16 protein-coding genes are annotated in these 17,132 nt (G+C 35.7%); 6 read left to right on the top strand and 10 right to left on the bottom strand.

The window, feature by feature from the left end; genetic code table 11:
* Positions 1-51: 51 nt before the first annotated feature.
* From EGI24_RS01560 to EGI24_RS01545, 4 genes are all read right to left on the bottom strand, one after another.
* Positions 52-1,011 carry a YheT family hydrolase gene (locus EGI24_RS01560; protein WP_255046449.1) on the bottom strand — a complete coding sequence of 320 codons (960 nt, stop codon included), beginning with the start codon at positions 1,009-1,011 and terminating at the stop codon, positions 52-54.
* 3 nt (positions 1,012-1,014) lie between these two features.
* Complete coding sequence (locus tag EGI24_RS01555; protein ID WP_255046448.1) at positions 1,015-2,082, bottom strand: 3-oxoacyl-ACP synthase III family protein; 1,068 nt, start codon at positions 2,080-2,082, stop codon at positions 1,015-1,017.
* Positions 2,083-2,252: 170 nt separating this feature from the next.
* Positions 2,253-3,080, bottom strand: a complete 828-nt coding sequence (locus EGI24_RS01550; protein ID WP_255046447.1) for a universal stress protein — start codon at positions 3,078-3,080, stop codon at positions 2,253-2,255.
* 259 nt (positions 3,081-3,339) lie between these two features.
* Positions 3,340-4,179: a sterol desaturase family protein gene (locus EGI24_RS01545; protein WP_255046445.1), complete on the bottom strand. Its 840-nt coding sequence runs from the start codon at positions 4,177-4,179 to the stop codon at positions 3,340-3,342.
* A 190-nt stretch (positions 4,180-4,369) separates the two neighbouring features.
* Between EGI24_RS01545 and EGI24_RS01540 the strand changes: the two genes are divergently transcribed.
* Both EGI24_RS01540 and EGI24_RS01535 read left to right on the top strand, forming a co-directional pair.
* Positions 4,370-5,740: a DUF1214 domain-containing protein gene (locus tag EGI24_RS01540; protein ID WP_255046443.1), complete on the top strand. Its 1,371-nt coding sequence runs from the start codon at positions 4,370-4,372 to the stop codon at positions 5,738-5,740.
* A 20-nt stretch (positions 5,741-5,760) separates the two neighbouring features.
* Complete coding sequence (locus tag EGI24_RS01535; RefSeq protein WP_255046442.1) at positions 5,761-6,174, top strand: DUF1801 domain-containing protein; 414 nt, start codon at positions 5,761-5,763, stop codon at positions 6,172-6,174.
* Here the strand turns inward: EGI24_RS01535 and EGI24_RS01530 are convergent, their stop codons facing one another.
* Both EGI24_RS01530 and EGI24_RS01525 read right to left on the bottom strand, forming a co-directional pair.
* A complete protein-coding gene (locus EGI24_RS01530; protein WP_255046440.1) occupies positions 6,175-6,663 on the bottom strand; it encodes a DUF4136 domain-containing protein in 489 nt (162 codons plus the stop codon). It abuts the gene before it with no gap.
* Between the two features lie 77 nt (positions 6,664-6,740).
* Positions 6,741-7,439, bottom strand: coding sequence for a hypothetical protein (locus EGI24_RS01525; RefSeq protein WP_255046439.1), 699 nt, complete (start codon positions 7,437-7,439; stop codon positions 6,741-6,743).
* Between the two features lie 239 nt (positions 7,440-7,678).
* On the opposite strand from EGI24_RS01525, the gene EGI24_RS01520 reads away from it, so the two are divergent.
* The 3 genes from EGI24_RS01520 to EGI24_RS01510 are packed head-to-tail and all read left to right on the top strand — an operon-like array spanning position 7,679 to position 9,609.
* A complete protein-coding gene (locus EGI24_RS01520) occupies positions 7,679-8,410 on the top strand; it encodes an intradiol ring-cleavage dioxygenase (RefSeq protein ID WP_255046437.1) in 732 nt (243 codons plus the stop codon).
* 49 nt (positions 8,411-8,459) lie between these two features.
* Positions 8,460-8,960: a hypothetical protein gene (locus EGI24_RS01515; protein WP_255046436.1), complete on the top strand. Its 501-nt coding sequence runs from the start codon at positions 8,460-8,462 to the stop codon at positions 8,958-8,960.
* Positions 8,950-9,609 (top strand): hypothetical protein, encoded by a 660-nt coding sequence (locus EGI24_RS01510; RefSeq protein ID WP_255046435.1) that lies wholly within the window; start codon positions 8,950-8,952, stop codon positions 9,607-9,609. Before EGI24_RS01515 ends, EGI24_RS01510 begins: the two co-directional genes overlap by 11 nt.
* A 4-nt stretch (positions 9,610-9,613) precedes the next feature.
* On the opposite strand, the gene EGI24_RS01505 is transcribed toward EGI24_RS01510, so the two are convergent.
* The 4 genes from EGI24_RS01505 to EGI24_RS01490 all read right to left on the bottom strand — a co-directional run bounded on the left by EGI24_RS01505 (position 9,614) and on the right by EGI24_RS01490 (position 13,462).
* Positions 9,614-10,381, bottom strand: coding sequence for a LytTR family DNA-binding domain-containing protein (locus EGI24_RS01505; RefSeq protein WP_255046434.1), 768 nt, complete (start codon positions 10,379-10,381; stop codon positions 9,614-9,616).
* 74 nt (positions 10,382-10,455) lie between these two features.
* Positions 10,456-11,073, bottom strand: coding sequence for a rhomboid family intramembrane serine protease (locus EGI24_RS01500; protein ID WP_255046432.1), 618 nt, complete (start codon positions 11,071-11,073; stop codon positions 10,456-10,458).
* A 4-nt stretch (positions 11,074-11,077) separates the two neighbouring features.
* On the bottom strand, positions 11,078-12,052 hold the full coding sequence (locus EGI24_RS01495) for a polyprenyl synthetase family protein (protein ID WP_255046430.1): 975 nt from the start codon (positions 12,050-12,052) through the stop codon (positions 11,078-11,080).
* Between the two features lie 78 nt (positions 12,053-12,130).
* Positions 12,131-13,462 carry an APC family permease gene (locus EGI24_RS01490; RefSeq protein ID WP_255046429.1) on the bottom strand — a complete coding sequence of 444 codons (1,332 nt, stop codon included), beginning with the start codon at positions 13,460-13,462 and terminating at the stop codon, positions 12,131-12,133.
* A 503-nt stretch (positions 13,463-13,965) separates the two neighbouring features.
* On the opposite strand from EGI24_RS01490, the gene EGI24_RS01485 reads away from it, so the two are divergent.
* Entirely contained in the window at positions 13,966-17,130 is a 3,165-nt protein-coding gene (locus tag EGI24_RS01485; protein ID WP_255046428.1) for a TonB-dependent receptor, read from the top strand.
* The last annotated feature ends 2 nt before the right edge of the window (positions 17,131-17,132 follow it).

The raw sequence follows: 17,132 nt of genomic DNA, 5'->3' as shown, positions 1-17,132 counted from the left end.
GGTAAAAATTTGAGGAAATTAAAAGACACTTTCATTATTTGAAGGTGTCTTTTATTTTTTCAATTGTGAATAAAAATCCCAGCCCAAGTCTTCGACCAAACTGTGCTTTTGGCCTTTAATCATAAAACCAACATGGCCACCATTTTGAGTAAGTTTTAGGGTTATATTTTCGTTATTTTCAGCTCCTTTTACATCCAAACATTCTGGACTTAAAAACGGATCATTCACAGATTGAATAATCAAAGCAGGAACACAGATATCTTTTAAAAGAGGTTTAGAAGATGCCTTTCTGTAAAAATCTTGGGCATTTTCATATCCGTGAAGTGGTGCTGTGTATCGGTTATCAAAAACCTCAAAATTCTTGACCTCTGTCCAATAATTATCAACACTCAAAAGCTTATTTTCTGGAAACATTCGAGCTTTTTGTTCGAGCTTTTTTCCCAATTTTTTCAGGAAACGATTCATGTAAAATCTTTTTCCAGGTTTGTCCAACTCAGCTACAGAGGTAGGCAAATCCAAGGGAACTGAAGCAACAACGGCTCCTTTTATTTGTGAAGGAATATTAGACGAATATTCTCCTAAAAGCCTAAGCGTCAGACTTCCGCCCATGCTAAAACCCGCTAAAAATACCTCTTCATAGCCCAAAGAAATGGCATATTCGACTACATGTTTTAAATCTCCAGCATCTCCATGGTGATAAAATCTGGGTAATCTATTAATTTCTCCGCTACAACTTCTTGAGTTCCAGCCCAATCCATCAAAGCCATTTTTGTTAAACTTCTCAACCATACCTGTCACATAATGTCTTGTAGAATCGCCTTCCAGCCCATGTGTGGCTATCATAAGCTTTTTACTGCCAGTCTTCACCCAGTCTAAATCTAAGAAGTCGCCATCCGGAAGTGTAATCCTTTCTCGCTGGTATGGGACAGGGATTTTTCTGAACAAACTTGGGTAAATGGTTTGCATATGACCATTCAGTTGAAAAAAAGGCGGCTTGAATTCGATTGACATAATTTAAAACTGATAAACCATGGCGTTGCAGTGCATGCCCGCTCCTACTGAGGCAAAAACCACCTTCATTCCGGGCGTGATCTCGTAATTTCCCAAATCATGCTTTCTAATCAAATCTAACATAGTAGGAATGGTAGCTACGGAAGTATTACCAGTAAACTCTATTGTCGTCGGTATTTTTCCATCGAAAGAAAGGCCTTCTAAACCATACATTTGTGCCAAATTATTGGCAAAAGCATGAAGCATTTTACCGTTCGCTTGGTGGAACAAAAACATATCGACATCTGATGCTGTCAAACCAGCTTTATCAAGAGCCGCTTTGATAACTTTTGGCACCCATACTGTTGCATATTTGTAAACATCTTTTCCATTCATTTTGAAAAGCGTTGGGGCTTTCAAATCCTTGTTGTAAGATTTGGCCAAATATATACATGAAATATCCTCTTGGGCATGAGAATAGGTAGCATAAGAAATGATACCTGCAGCTTCATCGTTGTTTCCAGCAGTGACAATTGTTGCTCCACAACCATCCGCTAATATCATCGAATCCAAATCATGCGGATCCATCAATCTTGAGGCAACCTCCAATCCTACCACCAATACATTTTTAGCATCTCCCATTTGAATGGCTTGATGAGCTTGTATGATACCTTGCAACCAACCGGGACAGCCAAAAAGTATGTCGTAAGCAAAGCATTCGTGATTAGAAATGGCTAATTTGTTCTTTAAAAGAGCGGCCATATTGGGTACGGTATGAAAACCATCACGTCCTTCCAGCATGTTTCCTGCGTTATGAGCCACAATTATTCCATCAATCAGGTTTCTATCTTTGCCCCATTCTGCCAGTGCATTTTCGCATGCAGCGGCCATTAATGGCACAGAATCACCCGTTTCTGAAATATATCCTCTTTCCTTTATACCCGTAATCTGCTCCAATTTGGCCACCATTTCTTCGGTAGACTTTGGCATTGGGGAGCCGTCTTCAGTCAAAAAATTTCGATCTAAAAAATATGAATTAGGTATTCTTCTTTCAGGCATTTGTGTACCTGTAGCTACTATTTTAGTTTTCAAAATGGTGTCTGTTTGATGGTATTTGATTCAACAATTACACAAAATTACATTATTCCATCATACAATTAGATAATTCTGTTTTATTTGAGAAAATTTACCTAAGAAAATCAAATAAAAAATGTGAGCCTTGACTAAAGACCCACATCTGAACAAACACTCAATTTAAATTATTAATTTTCTACATTCGTAAATACAGAACATTTTGCATGGTTAACTACCGATTCTGCAATACTTCCCTTAAAAAAATGGGCTATACCTGTCCTTCCATGTGTGTACATCACAATTAAATCAGCGTGTTCTGCATCTGCATACTCAAGAATCCCATCCTCTATGGTGTTTGCATTGAAAATTTCAAACTTACAGTTTTTGAGGCTATATTTTTCTGCCAATTTATGCATTTTAGCTTCGGCTTCTAGATAATCCACTTTCCTATTGCCGTCGTCTACATGCAAAAAGTGAAACTCCGCGTTTTCAAGTGGAAGATTTAGAATAGCTTTTTTGATAAATTCTTCATGAATTAAATCCACCGCGAAAACCACTTTTTTGGGTTTAAAATCGTCTTTAGCATCCTTTATAACTAAAACAGGACAAGTTGCCATCCTGACTACCTCCTCACTATTAGAGCCCATAAAAAATTCTTTAAAACCATCAGCACCATTTGATCCCATCACTATCAAATCTGCCTTATGGTCTAAAACAGATTCCACAAAATGCTCACTGGTTTCTTCTATCAATGATTTTATTTTGACCTCAGGATATTTACTGATTAATTCTTTCATTTCCTGTTTGGCTATTACCAAAATTTCTCCCCAAGCATCGTCAATAGAGACACCAGACGCACCATACAAAGAATAATAGGCCCCAACATCGGATGTAGGGTAAACTTTTACATTTAACAACTCAATTCTTGCCTCTATTTTCTTTGCGATTTCTACTGCCACTTCTAATGCTTTATTGGCTATTTCACTAAAATCGGTCGGTACTAAAATCTTTTTCATGATATTATTATTTAGAATACTATTGAACCACTTTTGGATATAAATGTCCCTAAAACATCAAAAAAAAAGAATGACCTTTGTTTTCGAAAATTATGATTTATTGCATGATTTCAGTCTTCACTCTTTCAAAAAAACAAGTTTAGCTGCTGGCGGAAAATGTTAATATTTATTGGAATAAATAATTAATCAGTTTGATATTTCTAGAATTTGGTGTGATCTGACTTAAATATTCATCAAAAAAAAGAGGCTTTCGCCTCTTTTAATGGTCAAACTTTGCACCAACAGGCGGTCTATAACTTTCAAAAGGAATCTTCAATAAAGGAGAAATATGCTCATTCTCTTTGGGATCCATGTAGGTATCTATGCCATAAACGATATCTTTTCTTTCAATAAAATTATAAGTTCCGAACAACCTGTCCCAAAAGGCAAAAATGTTTCCATAATTACTGTCTGTATAGGGTTGGGTATAATGGTGGTGAGTATGGTGCATATCAGGACTTACGATGACATAACTGATGGCCTTATCAAGCCACCTAGGCAATGCAATATTGGCATGATTAAACTGTGACAAAACCACCGAAAGAGACTGATACAAAAAAACCATCCACATTGGAGCCCCAGTTATAACTACAGCAATGGTTGTAAAAATAAACCTAAAAACGCTTTCTCCAGGATGATGTCTATTGGCCGAAGTTGTATCTACATGCAAGTCACTGTGGTGAATCAGATGAAACATCCACATCCATTTTACCTGATGTTCAAGCCAATGTATAAAATATGCTCCTATCAAATCTAAAATCATTAGACCCAAAATAGCATATAAAATTATCGGCATATTTGGTAGCCAATTGATTATCCCAAAATCATTTGCTACGGCCCAGTCAGAACTTTTAACTAAAATAAATGCCAAAGGGAAATTGACCAAAATAGTTGTAACAGTGAAAAATATATTGGTGCCTGCATGTCTGACTTTTTGGTATTTGAAATTAAAAAGTGGCACTGCTGACTCTAAAATCCAAAAAAAGGCTATTCCTCCTACCAATAATAATGACCTATGTAGAGAAGGTATAGTTTTAAAATATTCTATAATGGTTTCCATAAATGTTTATAGTGTTGATTTGCGAAAATAACATATTTTTTCTTTCCATAGTACCAAATATTCTTAATACATATAAAAACTATACTGTTTTATATAGACGAAATACTAAAAACCAATCTGCATTTCGTTAGTGCAAGACCTTTATATTTGATGATCTCTTTATATTTGTAGTAAAAACTTAAAATACCTCATGTTAAATAAGGCAAGATTCCTATTAATCCTACTCATAACTTATGCTCATGGATATGCACAAATCACAAACAAAAACGAACTTGAAGCCTATAAATCTGCTTACAATGCATATTTGTGGGGATTTCCTATGGTTACAATGGGTCTTTCAATTGAGGAATTTGTGCAAAATCCCGAAAGAGCAAAATTTAACAATTTTGCCATAATTCAATCAAGCACGAAACAAAAAACTACCTCAAACGAAGACATCGTTTACTCGAAAGCCTACTTGGATTTAAAAGATACACCTTTGCTTATCACCCTTCCGGTGAACAGCCTAAAATACTACTCTTTAACGTTTACAGATGCATTTAGTGGCGTTTTTGAGGTTTTTAGTTCTCTAAAAAATATAAGTAAAGAGAAAACCATTTTGATAGTTGGACCAGATTGGAAAGGAGAAATCCCGAAAGGGGTAAAAAAAGTCATTAAATCTCCAACAAACCTAGCTTGGGTCGAAGGTAAAGTCTCGATATTGGACAAACTAGAAATGGCTGAGTCAAAGAAACTTTTGGAAAGCATAAAGATTTCTGAAGTTGGCAAAAAAGATAACGCAAAAACTTGGGTAGAAAGACATTCATTTCCCAAACTCAAGACTAGTGGAAGCCCGACAGAACAAGCTCTTATAATGGACTGGAAATCATACTTTTCTTACATAAGCCAAATTCTAAAAGAAAATCCTTTGCCTGATTATCAGAAAAAATATGCCATGGACTTTGAGGATCTGGGAATATTTCCAGGGAAAGATTTTGAAGATGCTAAAGTGAACAACAAAAAACAAAAAGGCATAAAACAAGGATTTACGGACGCTATAGAATTATTAAAAACTGAAGCACCCAGACAAGAAGATTATAACAAAAACGGCTGGTCTTATAACGTGAGTGAAGGAAAATGGGGAAACAAATACACAAAAAATGCAGCCTCAGCCTATAATGGTTTCAGTCAAACTGCTTCGGAAGAAATCATGAAATACAAAACAACCCTAGACAACAATAAAGAGAAGTTGCTTGGGACTCAAAAATATAAACTAACGTTGAAAAAGGCTCAACTGCCACAAACTAAAGCTTTTTGGACGATAAATGTACTTCAGGTGGATAAACAGATTTATGAAAACGCCAAAGGAAAATACGGAATCGGAAGCAAAAGTAAAGGTCTGAAATTTAACAAAGATGGCTCACTTACTATTCACCTACAAGTAGAACCGCCAAAAGGATTGGAAACTAATTGGGTGCCATTGCCAACTGAAAATTTTGAATTGGTATTCAAAGTATATTCGCCAGGCGAAATGGTTTATTCTGGAGAATGGGCTCCACCAGTTATTGAAAATGTAAAATAACCTTAAATAAACCTATAAAAATGGCCAAAAATATATATAAAAATGACTCTGAGGCAGTAAGCAAATATATTTCAGAAATGAAACCTGAAGATGCCGCATTATGTGAATTGATCAGAGAAGCTATTCTTGAGTCCGATGAGCAGATTGATGAATTTATCAAATGGAATGTTCCTGCTTATTTTTATAAAGGCGAAATGAAACCATTTGACCCAAAAGAATACAAAAGGGATATGTTAGTTTTTAACACCAGACAGAAAGACCACATTTTAGTGGTACTACCTTCTGGAGCAAAATTGACAAACATTGATAATATTTTAGAAGGTAACTACCCCGACGGAAGAAAACTTATCAAGTTTTACAGCCAATCTGATTTTAAAGAAAAGAAAGTTGCTTTCCAACAAATTATTAAGGAATGGATTTCGATGGTAGAATAGCTACCTTCTGAACGAAAACTGACTATTGGAAACCTCATCAAGATTCCTAAGAGACTGATCAACTATAGACTTTAACTGATTTTTTGAAAGTGAATTAGGCAATCTACTGCAAGTGGCTCTATAAAAAATCTCCTTGGTTTTGGCATCCATAATTTGCACCATCAGGCTTTTGCCAGAGGTGTATTTTTTGGACAACACATTTCCGCTACTCACAAAATCTATATCTGTAAGTTTGGTTTTTTCATTATATACTTTATAAAAAACCGCCAGATCAAAATTCTTATCATCTTGAAAATACCCCTTTCTGTTAAGACTATTTTCTATATTACTCCATATTTCTGGATTGCTATTTTCATCTTTCACCAAAGTATAGGTAAAATTGCTTAAGTTGGTATAGCTTTGGTCTGTATAAGTATTGACCACAAAAGGACCTGTTATTACGCAACTTTGTGAGAAAATTGCAATCAAGACCAATATTTTTATTTTCATTAGCGTGTATTTTCACACAAAAGTAAAAATACTTTCTGACAATATTTATATTTATTTATAAAATAATACAATTATTTTCAAACAAGCTTAAATTTCACTTTATACCTCTTTAAAATCCTCGTGGAAATTACAGCTATCACAATCCCTGGGGCAATCCAAGTAATTAAATAACCATAAAAAGGGAAATTTTCAGGCAAATAGCGTGGTACAATATTTACACAAAACGCTGTAATAGCTGCAGAATATGCTCCCATCATTTTGCCTCCGTGAGCAAAAAACCAATGCATTTTTGGAGCAGTTTGAAAATTTAAGTAATATTTTAGATCGCCATAGGAATTCAACAAGCTAACCAGTCCAAACACCAAAAATAAATATTGTAAACCGCCAAATTTGAGTGGGTTAAGTAAACCATAAACTCCGTAAGCTATCATCACAATACCAGATAGGCCAATGAGAAAACCACCGAGTTTGTCGTACCATATAGGTACTAGGCCTTTCTTCATACTTAACATTCTTTTCCCAGACCAATTGGGGTAAAAACTGACAATGCCAATGGTCAGAAAAAACTGATATTTTAATTGTTCGGGATACAAAACAAAAAACAAAATGGTGGTAATAAAAACGAAAAACATTGCCCAGTAAAATATCTGACCCGAGAAATTATGAACCTTGCCTCCTTTTTTGCCATATGCCATTGCGACCAATCCTGAGGCCAATGCCAAAGTACCTGCTATAACGTGTAATAATAATGCTGATTGAAAAATAGTTTTTGTCATCTTGTATTTGTTTGATGCTCAAAAGTATATTCCAAAATAAGTTTATCAAAAATCAAGGGACTATAGTCAATTTTTAGGGACAAAAATCAAGATTCTGGGGTCTTGGTGGTATTTTTGGGACGTTTGACATTAAAGTTTTCGTAAATAATTAACATTTAGAATTTGAAGAGACAACATTACATTCCTACTTTTCGTATACCTGTTTATCACAAAATAATTTCACAATAATATTAAACTTAATGGAACGCAAAGAATTTCTCAAAAAAGGATTAACAAGTCTAGGATTATTTACGGCTTTACCAATTATTTCGGCTTGTGAAAAATCTGACGTCGCCTCCAACGACTCTACTACAACAACTGGCACGACAAATGGAAGTACTGCAAGTGATTGCTCAGTGACTAATAGTGAAACAGCTGGCCCATTTCCTATAAAAGACCCAGCTTCTCTTGTAAAAACAGACATTACTGGAGACCGCCCTGGCGTAAAACTTTCATTAAAGATAAACATTAAAAACAAAAACAACAGCTGTGCTGCACTGGCGAACACCATAGTTGATGTTTGGCACTGTGACGCTAAAGGCGAATACTCAGAGTATGGTGGAACAGGTATGCAGACCACCAATTGGACGTCTGTGCATTGGTTACGAGGTAGACAAACTACAGACGCAAATGGTTTGGTAACTTTTACCTCTATATTCCCTGGCTGGTATTCTGGCAGAGCTCCGCATATTCATGTACACATATATAACGCAAGCGGTAAATCACTTTTGGTAACCCAAATAGCCTTTGATAAGACAATTTGTGATACTGTTTACACAACAGCAAAAGACTACATAAGCAAGGGAAAACAAGACACCACGAATGCAAGCGACAATGTTTTTGGAGATGGATTTACCAACGAACTAGGCTCACTATCAGGAAATATTAGCGAAGGTTATATTTTGACACATAATATAGTAGTCAGTGCCTAATCAATTATAAATGGCGACAAAAATTCGCCATTTATTTAAATATCCCAAAATGAAAAAAATTACACTCCATTACAAAAAAACTATAGATAAAAATAGCACCAAACAATGGGAAAGACAGGTTTGGGAGGCATCATTTCTTGAATATCGAATGAAAGCTCAATTTTATGACAGCGACATTCAGTTTCCAATATTTAAGGATTTAATTTTGGCGAATTCCGAGTCACAAAAATTACACTATCTTACAAGTTTAGGTTGTTTGGGACTCATACAAAGTCTGAATAATTATTTCCCAGATATAGTAGATACTTTGGATAAAAGATCTGTTCCATTTTTACAATATGACTTTAAAATTTTAAGTGCTAATTTCAATAAAAAAGAAGATTTTGTAATTCAACTTGACTTTATATCCACTGCTCTTCTTTATATTGAATCCATTACCGATACGCTTTGGCTAGGTCTACCAGATTCTATTTCAGAAAAAAAAATGGAAACTATCATGATAAAACTGCAAAATAATTTAATGATCAACAGTATTTTACATGAGAACTAAATCTAACACTATTCATTGGGCAGAAAGCAGAAGCCTAACTCAAACGACTGATTACAGGATACATACCTTTATCTCTTCCACAGATTCGGGTATAGATAAAGTTGATAAACTTAAACTTTTTAGAGATACTACAATTGCTCCAACAAAAAGCATTATAATTGAACAATTTCCTAATGTCGGTTGTGTAATAATTCCATTGGTAGGCGGTTTGGAAATTAAAAAAAACGAAACAACGATTTTTATAGAACCAGGACAATATTATTTACAAAGTAGAAGTGCAAAACAATCTTTTCTTGTTCAAAATCCTTATGAAACCGAACACATTAACTTCTTAGAAGTCTGTTTTGATTGTGCTTTTAAAAAGCACTTTACAACTGGTAATTTTAATTTAGAGGATAAACTCAATGGTCTTGTTGAATTGGAAACATTACTTTCTCCAAAAATATATCTTGGTAAATTCACAGCCAGAAGAGAATTGCTAATCAATTTTGAAGAAATTACTAATGTATATTTTTTTGTAATTAGTGGCTCTTTTGAGCTAAATGGCATGCTCTTGCAGAATAGAGATAGTGCGAGTTTTATGATGGTCGAAAGTCTTGATTTTGAATCTTTAAGTCCAGAAAGTATTGTAATGTTGGTTATAGAATAAAATACTATTTCAATCTTTCTATCAAAAAAGAAAACTTACGTGCTACTGGCACTAAATAGTCTGTAAATTTCAGGTGGAGTTTGTAACCCTGAGCATTTCCCGTAACTTTTACTACATGGTCTAGGTTGGCTATAAATGAACGATGCGTTCTGACAATATTTTTATCTACTATCTGAGTTTCTAACCTGCTCAAACTACTCCTTAGTAAAGTTTTCTGTTCCTTCTCCTCTTTCAAATAAACAATCGTACAATAATTGTCTGATGACTCTATGTAGAGCAAGTCTATGTTTTTTATCTCAATTAAGTCCTTTTCGTTTTCCGCAATAAGTTTTAGTTTCTCGTCTCCAGATTCATCATTTATTGAATGTATTTCAACGGTTTTTGAATATTTTTTCAATTGATAAATATAATCTGAAAGAACCCAAAAAATTGTAGGAAATACCGCTATGCCTAGCACCCAAAGAAAAAAGTTAACCCAAGTCAGTAAAGTCAATTTCCACTTAAAAATCATAGAACCATACAACACATTTCCAGTGGTAATTAACAGAAGTAATATCAAAACACTTAGTATTTCTTTCCAAATTACCCAGTTTTTTTCAGCATGAAATTTGGGAAAAAACTTAGGAATAACCTGTCGATGCAAAAAAGTAGAAATGGTAGTTACTAAAGCAAAACCAACTAACTTTATATACTTATTGGGATCTGCCCATTTCGAAATATCAAAAGGCTCAAAAAACACAAAAAACAAATACAAAAAAATGCCCTCACCCACAGAATGAATGAGAGCTTGTTTATTTGTCCTTTCTCTTTGCGGATAAGGTTGACAAAATATGTTTGCTATTTTTTTCAGAATGAGCCCAATATTTGATTAAAAAAGCCTTTAATAGAATCAGGATAAGCTACCATCATAAAAACAACTCCCCATAGTCCACCCCAAAGGTGAGCCATGTGGTTTACATTATCGCCTTGTCTTCGGTCCATGTATACGGAATACGCTACATAAATGATAGCAAAAATATATGCTGGCATGGGAATCGGAATTGGGAACATCATCAGTTTGGTCATGGGAGACAGAATAATACTAGCAAAAACAATTGAACTTACCCCTCCTGAAGCACCCAATGAATTGTAAAAAGCCATATTTTTGTATTTGATCATATCTGGAATATTAGATATAATGATACCCAACAAATATAGGAGCATAAAGTATAAATGGGCATTTCCACCAAAAAGATATTCAAAATAGCTTTCTACTGCACCTCCGAAAAGATATAAAGCATACATATTTAACAATAAATGCATGTAATCTGCATGGATAAATCCGCAGGTAAGCACTCGGTAATATTCCTTTCTATGGCTTACTGAATAAGGATTGTGAATAAGTTTATTCATCAAACCACCATCTCTGAAAGCCATTAAACTTATTACAACCGTTACGAGTATGATTATTATACTTAGACTCATTTTTTTAATTTTCTCTGTTTTCTAATTGCTCCGCAAATAATCTCAAAACTTGCTTTTTATCCTCACTTACTGCTAGTTTATTGAGTGCATCCGTAGCCTTTCTAAAATACTTTTTGGCTTCTGCTTCCGCCTCAGCTTTTATTTCTAATTTATCATAAATGGCTTTGATAGCTTCTACTTTTTCGTTGGCATCGAATTTTTTCTTTTTCAACCACCCCTCCAAAGCTTTGGCTTCTTCACTGCCCACAGATTTTTCTAATGCATCCAGCAGTAGCCAGGTTTTTTTATTTTCTATAATGTCTCCTCCTACTTGCTTGCCAAACTTCTCTGGATCTGCATAAACATCTAAAATATCGTCATTTAGTTGAAAACCAATACCCAAATTAACGCCTATTTCGTTCAATAAATCAACTGATTCAGCGTCGGCGTCGGCCACAATACCGCCTAGTTCCATGGCAAAACCCAAAAGTACAGAAGTCTTCAGGCGAATCATTTCTATGTAATCTTCTTTTTTGACATCCTTCTTTTTGGCAAAAACCATATCTAACTGTTGGCCTTCACATACTTCCGCTGCTGTTTTATTAAACCGACGAACAACTTGTTTGAAATGCCTGTCTTCAACTAGCAAAAGCAAATCGTAAGCTGCTACTAACATCACATCTCCAGAAAGAATAGCAGTATTTATGTTCCATTTTTCATGAACCGTTTGTTGGCCTCTTCGTAATGGGGCTTGGTCCATGATGTCGTCATGCATCAAAGTGAAATTGTGAAAAACCTCCACGGCCATAGCTGGCTTTATAGCTTTTTGCCAGTTATACAACCACAAGTTTGCCGACATTAGCGTAAGTAATGGCCTGAGTCTTTTGCCACCTAATGACATTATATATTCTATCGGCTCATAAAGCTCTACAGGATTTTGTCCGTAAGAATGATTTTCAAATTCTTTGTTTATGGCTTCTAGATAGGATTTAAAGGGCATCTATGCGTATTTTAGATTCGACGTTATATTTGAGAAACAAAGCTATGGCTTATTTTGTTAAAAGACCTCCAAAAAGTCTTAATTTTTAACACTTCTGACCTGCAATTTGTATAAAGGATAACTCAAAACTAAAAATATCAAGGCAAACTGGCTACTCTTCAAATCCTGCAAAACTGCTCCTATCAAAAACAAAACAGAACAAATCAGCAAGAAATAGGGCACATACGGAAATCCTGGGACTTTAAATGGTCGTGCTAAATTTGGCTCAGTTTTTCTAAGTCTAATCAATGAAGCAAAGCCAGCCGCATAACTCATTACAAAGAAGAAGGTTGCAATATCAGAAAGTACACCACAGATTTCTTTTCCTGATATGATCAAAAGAATGGAACCAATACTAGTAAGTGGCATGGCCACAGAAGGTGTTCCTGATTTATTGACTTTTTGAACTGCCTTATGAAACAATCCATCCCTACTCATTGAAAAAATCACTCTTGGAGCAAACATCGTTTGTGCATTGAGCATGCCCAAAATAGAAAGCATAAGAAAGAATGTCACTATTTTGGCTGAATTTGCACCAAAAATAAGCAAAACGGCATCTGCTGCAGCGAGTTTGGAATTTGCCAAAAGGTCCATTGGTATAACATAGAGGATGGCGGCATTCACTAATAAGTAAATAACAATAACCATCAAAACTCCCAAAATCATTGATTTAGGTAAACTTTTGGCAGGGTCCGTATTTTCTTCAGAAAAATATGAGGCGGTATGCCATCCATCAAAGGTATAAAATATAGATTGCAAAGCTGCTATTATTCCAAAGAGTAGAGCCGGTTTTTGGGTCTTCTCGGCTGTGATTTTCAAGAGCGAATAATCCACGTCTTTACCATAAATAAAACATAAAACCACAAAAACAATCAATCCAATAGCTTTTAGAAACGAAAGTACTTCTTGTGATTTCCCACCCGCCCAAGTACCCAAAAAGTGAAATGAGGTTAAAACCACTAAAATACTAATGGCTATTATTTGAATAAAGTTTTCGAGGTTAGGCAAAAGCAAAATAATGTATTCGCTCATGGTATAAGCTCCAAATCCCAAAGCCGCTACAGTTCCTAACCAACTTGTGAGTCCAGTTATAAATCCGAAATAATTCCCAAAAGCTCTTCTGGCATAGACATACCATGATCCAGCTTGAGGCAGTGATACACCCAACTCAATGGCACACAAAACGCCCAAAAACGCGTAAATACTCACCGCAATCCATATGAGCATGATGATAGTAGAATCACCAATTTGTGCAGCTATGGCTCCAGGCTTTCTTAAAATGCCTGTTCCAATGGTACCGCCAATGGTTACTGCTATTCCAAAACCTACACCAAGTAGCTTGAGTAATTGATTTGAAGATTTGTTTGTCATATAGTATGCTTATTATCGCAAGTTAAAATAAAATCATTGCCTTTTATATTTCACCAAAGCATAATTTGCTCAATTATCGAAAAACTGATTTTTTTTGCAATGCCATTCTGACCACTTTCTGAGGTTTAATAAATGGTAAATATTTTTTGAAGCCGAGCTAAGTATAGCTATTTTTTTTGGAAATATTACCGTTTGATAGTCTAATAATAAAATTCGTAATATGCTGAAATCCGGTAAAATGCATTCCTTTCATAAACACAATCGGGAGAAATGCCATTTTTTTAGAAAGTGTTTCTTGCTTTTTTTAGTTAATTGTTTTGTAAACTCCTGTTTATGAAAAGTAGTTTTTTGAAACTCAAATTAAAACTAGATTAGAATTTTATTAAATACCACCTTTTCGTCTACTGACTTTCGTCAAAAATAAAAATTTACTTGTATCGCAAAACATTCGCCTCTTACTTTGCAGAGTTTTTATTATTAACAAACTATTAAATAATTCTATTATGAAGAAAACTCTCCAACTTATTTTGGGGCTGTTGTTTTTGGTTGGGTTAAATGAATCTTTTGCCCAAACAAACAAAGTAACAGGGAAAGTCACTTCTGCTGACGATGGTTCAGGATTACCAGGAGTGTCGGTGTTAGTGAAGGGTACCTCCAAAGGAACTCAAACAGACTTTAACGGATTGTACACTATTGAAGTTGCCTCGAACCAAACGCTAGTTTTTACCTTTATTGGTATGGAAGCTAAAGAAGTCGCAGTCGGTTCAAAAAGTGTAATCGATGTAGCCTTACAAAACGATGACAATCAGTTAGAACAGTTGGTTGTGATTGGTTACGGAACGCAGTCAAGAAAAGATTTGACGGGGTCAATTTCGACTATAGCCGGAAAATCTATTGCTAAAGCTCCAGTTCAGAGTTTTGATCAGGCTCTTCAAGGTAGAGCTGCAGGGGTGAACATTACTACGCCAAACGGTGTATTGAACAACCCTCCAGTAATTTTCATTCGTGGGGTAAACTCTATCAACATGAGTTCTTATCCTTTAATTGTTATTGATGGCATTCCTGCATTTACAGGAAACAATGGTGCTAGTCAGGCTTCTAACAACCCTTTGAGTAATATCAATCCAGAGGATATTCAAAGTGTTGAGGTTTTGAAAGATGCATCTGCGAGTGCTATTTATGGCTCAAGAGCTAGTGGTGGTGTTATTTTGATTACTACTAAGAGAGGTTCTGCTGGTAAAAGCAAGTTTAACTTTGATTCGTGGGTAGGTGCTACTCAAGCATTCAGACTGATTGATGTTTTGAATGCTGATGAGTATATGACCATCAAAAATGAAGGTGTTAAAAACCTTAACGAGAATACGCTTATCAGAACCGGAAAAGCAGGCACAAACATTGAAGGCTTCAAACCAATGACTATCAATGGTCAAACTGTTGATACTGACTGGTATGACTACGTTTATAGAACTGGTTTCTCTTATAATAACGCTATGAGTTTTTCTGGTGGTACTGAGAAAACTTCATATTATTTCTCTTTGGGTAATACCAAGCAAAAAGGTATGTTGGTGAACAACGACTTTTCAAGAACAAACGCCAGAATCAATGTTGATCACAAAGTATTCAAAAACTTCACTGTAGGTGTAACTTTTGGATACTCAAATAACTTCAACTCAGCTCCTAACTCTGGATCATTTGGTTCAGGATTCTCAATTGCTGGTTTAGGTCGTTTACCTTTGGTATTACCTCCAAACGTCCCAGCTTTGTTGGCTGATGGTTCTTATAACCTTGCTGGTGCTGGTATTGGACCAGGAGCTAACCTTAACCCTGCAACAGGTGGTCAGTTGGTAACTGGATATTACAACCCAGCTCCAATTTTGGATTTGAACAGATTCTCTTCTGAAGGTAACGAGGTACAAGGTAGTGTATTTGCCAACTTAAACCTTTTCAAAGGTTTGAACCTTAGAACGCAGTTTGGATTGAATAATATGTCACTTGAGGATCAGATTTTCTATGCTGGTATTGCGGGCGACGGATTCTCAAGCACAGGTTCTGCAAGCAACTACTACAGAACTAACAAACGTTGGAACTGGCAGAACACTGCTCAATATGATATAACGCTAGCCGATAATCACAACCTATCATTGCTTGTGGGTGGCGAACAGCAACACAGTACCTATGACAGATGGGGAGCAAACAGAACCATACTAGCGGATGCATTCTTTACAACTTTCCAGGGTAATTTCACCAACATCGTTCCAGATGGTAACGGTCAAGGTGAAAACTATTTATTATCTTATTTTAGTAGATTGAACTATAACTTTGGAAGAAAATACTTTGCTTCGGTAAACTTCCGTAGAGACGGATACTCAGCTTGGGCTCAGAAATGGGGTAACTTCTATGGTCTATCGTTGGGTTATATACTTTCTGAGGAGGCATTTTGGAAAAACAGTCCTTTGTTGAGTAAAATCAACTTCTTCAAGGTTACTGGTAGCTACGGAGAACTTGGAAATAGTCAAGGGGTGGGTGATTTTGCATCTCTTCAATCATATTCATCAGGTCTTAACATAAACACCGCTACACTTTTCTACAGTGGAGCTGGTAATACTGCTTTGAGCTGGGAAACATCTAAGAAAACTGATATTGGTTTTACCTTTGGAGCCTTGGATGATAAACTAACTGGAGAATTTGCCTACTACAAAAACCTTGTGGACGGTTTGATCATGAGTGTTCCTCAGTCGCCTTCAAAAGGTATTCCTGGAAACTCAATTTTGGCCAACGTAGGTTCAATGCAAAATACTGGTGTTGAGCTAAGCTTGACTTACAATGCCATTACTAAGAAAGATTTCACATGGAAAGTGACTGGAAACATTACCACGCAAAGAAATGAGGTATTGGCACTTACCGGTAGTGAAGGTGAGCGTATTGGTACAGCTACCTCTGGTTTGGAGACTTCAAACTACACGACAGTTGGAAGATCTGTAGGGGAAATTCTTGCAGTTCCTACCCTAGGTGTAAACCCTGACAATGGTAGAAGATTGGCTAAGAAAAAAGACGGAACTATAGTACAATATGACCACTTAGGTGCTGGCTGGACAACTTTGGAAGGGAAAACTATTTCAGCTCCAAACCAATTGATAGATGGCGAGTTTTACGGACCAGTACTTCCAAAATGGTATGGTGGATTGGATAATAACTTCACTTACAAGGCATTTGATTTGGGTATATTTACGCAATTCTCAGGTGGTAACTACATCTATAATGGTACAAAAGCAGGTTTGAGAGACCAAAGATTCTGGAATAACCATACTGATATTTTGAACAGATGGACGCCAACCAACAAAGAAGGTACGGTTCCACGTATCGTATACAGCGACAACGTATCAAATGGCTCTGCACTCGTTATTTCTGAAAACGTAGAGAAGGGCGACTTCTTGAGAATCCGAAATATTGCTTTGGGTTATGCATTTAACAAAAGCCTTTTGAATAAAATCAAAGTATCTAACTTGAGGCTATATGGTCAGGTTCAAAATGCGTTTCTTCTTACCAAATATACAGGTATTGATCCTGAAATATCTTCAAATGGTCAAAGTAACACAGGTATGGGTATTGACAGAAACTCTGTAGGTCAAGCAAGAACTTATACAATCGGACTTAATGTAGGCTTCTAAAA

It is taken from the genome of Lacihabitans sp. CS3-21, assembly GCF_024343675.1.
Classification (GTDB): Bacteria; Bacteroidota; Bacteroidia; order Cytophagales; family Spirosomataceae; genus Leadbetterella.
This window is presented reverse-complemented; position numbering and strand designations above follow the sequence as displayed.

Bases quoted from the DNA above. Each gene is read 5' to 3' on its own strand.
- EGI24_RS01530 (WP_255046440.1), bottom strand. From the start codon at position 6,663: ATGAAAATAAAAATATTGGTCTTGATTGCAATTTTCTCACAAAGTTGC.
- EGI24_RS01515 (WP_255046436.1), top strand. From the start codon at position 8,460: ATGAAAAAAATTACACTCCATTACAAAAAAACTATAGATAAAAATAGC.
- EGI24_RS01500 (WP_255046432.1), bottom strand. From the start codon at position 11,073: ATGAGTCTAAGTATAATAATCATACTCGTAACGGTTGTAATAAGTTTA.
- EGI24_RS01535 (WP_255046442.1), top strand. From the start codon at position 5,761: ATGGCCAAAAATATATATAAAAATGACTCTGAGGCAGTAAGCAAATAT.
- EGI24_RS01510 (WP_255046435.1), top strand. From the start codon at position 8,950: ATGAGAACTAAATCTAACACTATTCATTGGGCAGAAAGCAGAAGCCTA.
- EGI24_RS01490 (WP_255046429.1), bottom strand. From the start codon at position 13,462: ATGACAAACAAATCTTCAAATCAATTACTCAAGCTACTTGGTGTAGGT.
- EGI24_RS01525 (WP_255046439.1), bottom strand. From the start codon at position 7,439: ATGACAAAAACTATTTTTCAATCAGCATTATTATTACACGTTATAGCA.
- EGI24_RS01550 (WP_255046447.1), bottom strand. From the start codon at position 3,080: ATGAAAAAGATTTTAGTACCGACCGATTTTAGTGAAATAGCCAATAAA.
- EGI24_RS01485 (WP_255046428.1), top strand. From the start codon at position 13,966: ATGAAGAAAACTCTCCAACTTATTTTGGGGCTGTTGTTTTTGGTTGGG.
- EGI24_RS01545 (WP_255046445.1), bottom strand. From the start codon at position 4,179: ATGGAAACCATTATAGAATATTTTAAAACTATACCTTCTCTACATAGG.
- EGI24_RS01540 (WP_255046443.1), top strand. From the start codon at position 4,370: ATGTTAAATAAGGCAAGATTCCTATTAATCCTACTCATAACTTATGCT.
- EGI24_RS01520 (WP_255046437.1), top strand. From the start codon at position 7,679: ATGGAACGCAAAGAATTTCTCAAAAAAGGATTAACAAGTCTAGGATTA.
- EGI24_RS01495 (WP_255046430.1), bottom strand. From the start codon at position 12,052: ATGCCCTTTAAATCCTATCTAGAAGCCATAAACAAAGAATTTGAAAAT.
- EGI24_RS01560 (WP_255046449.1), bottom strand. From the start codon at position 1,011: ATGTCAATCGAATTCAAGCCGCCTTTTTTTCAACTGAATGGTCATATG.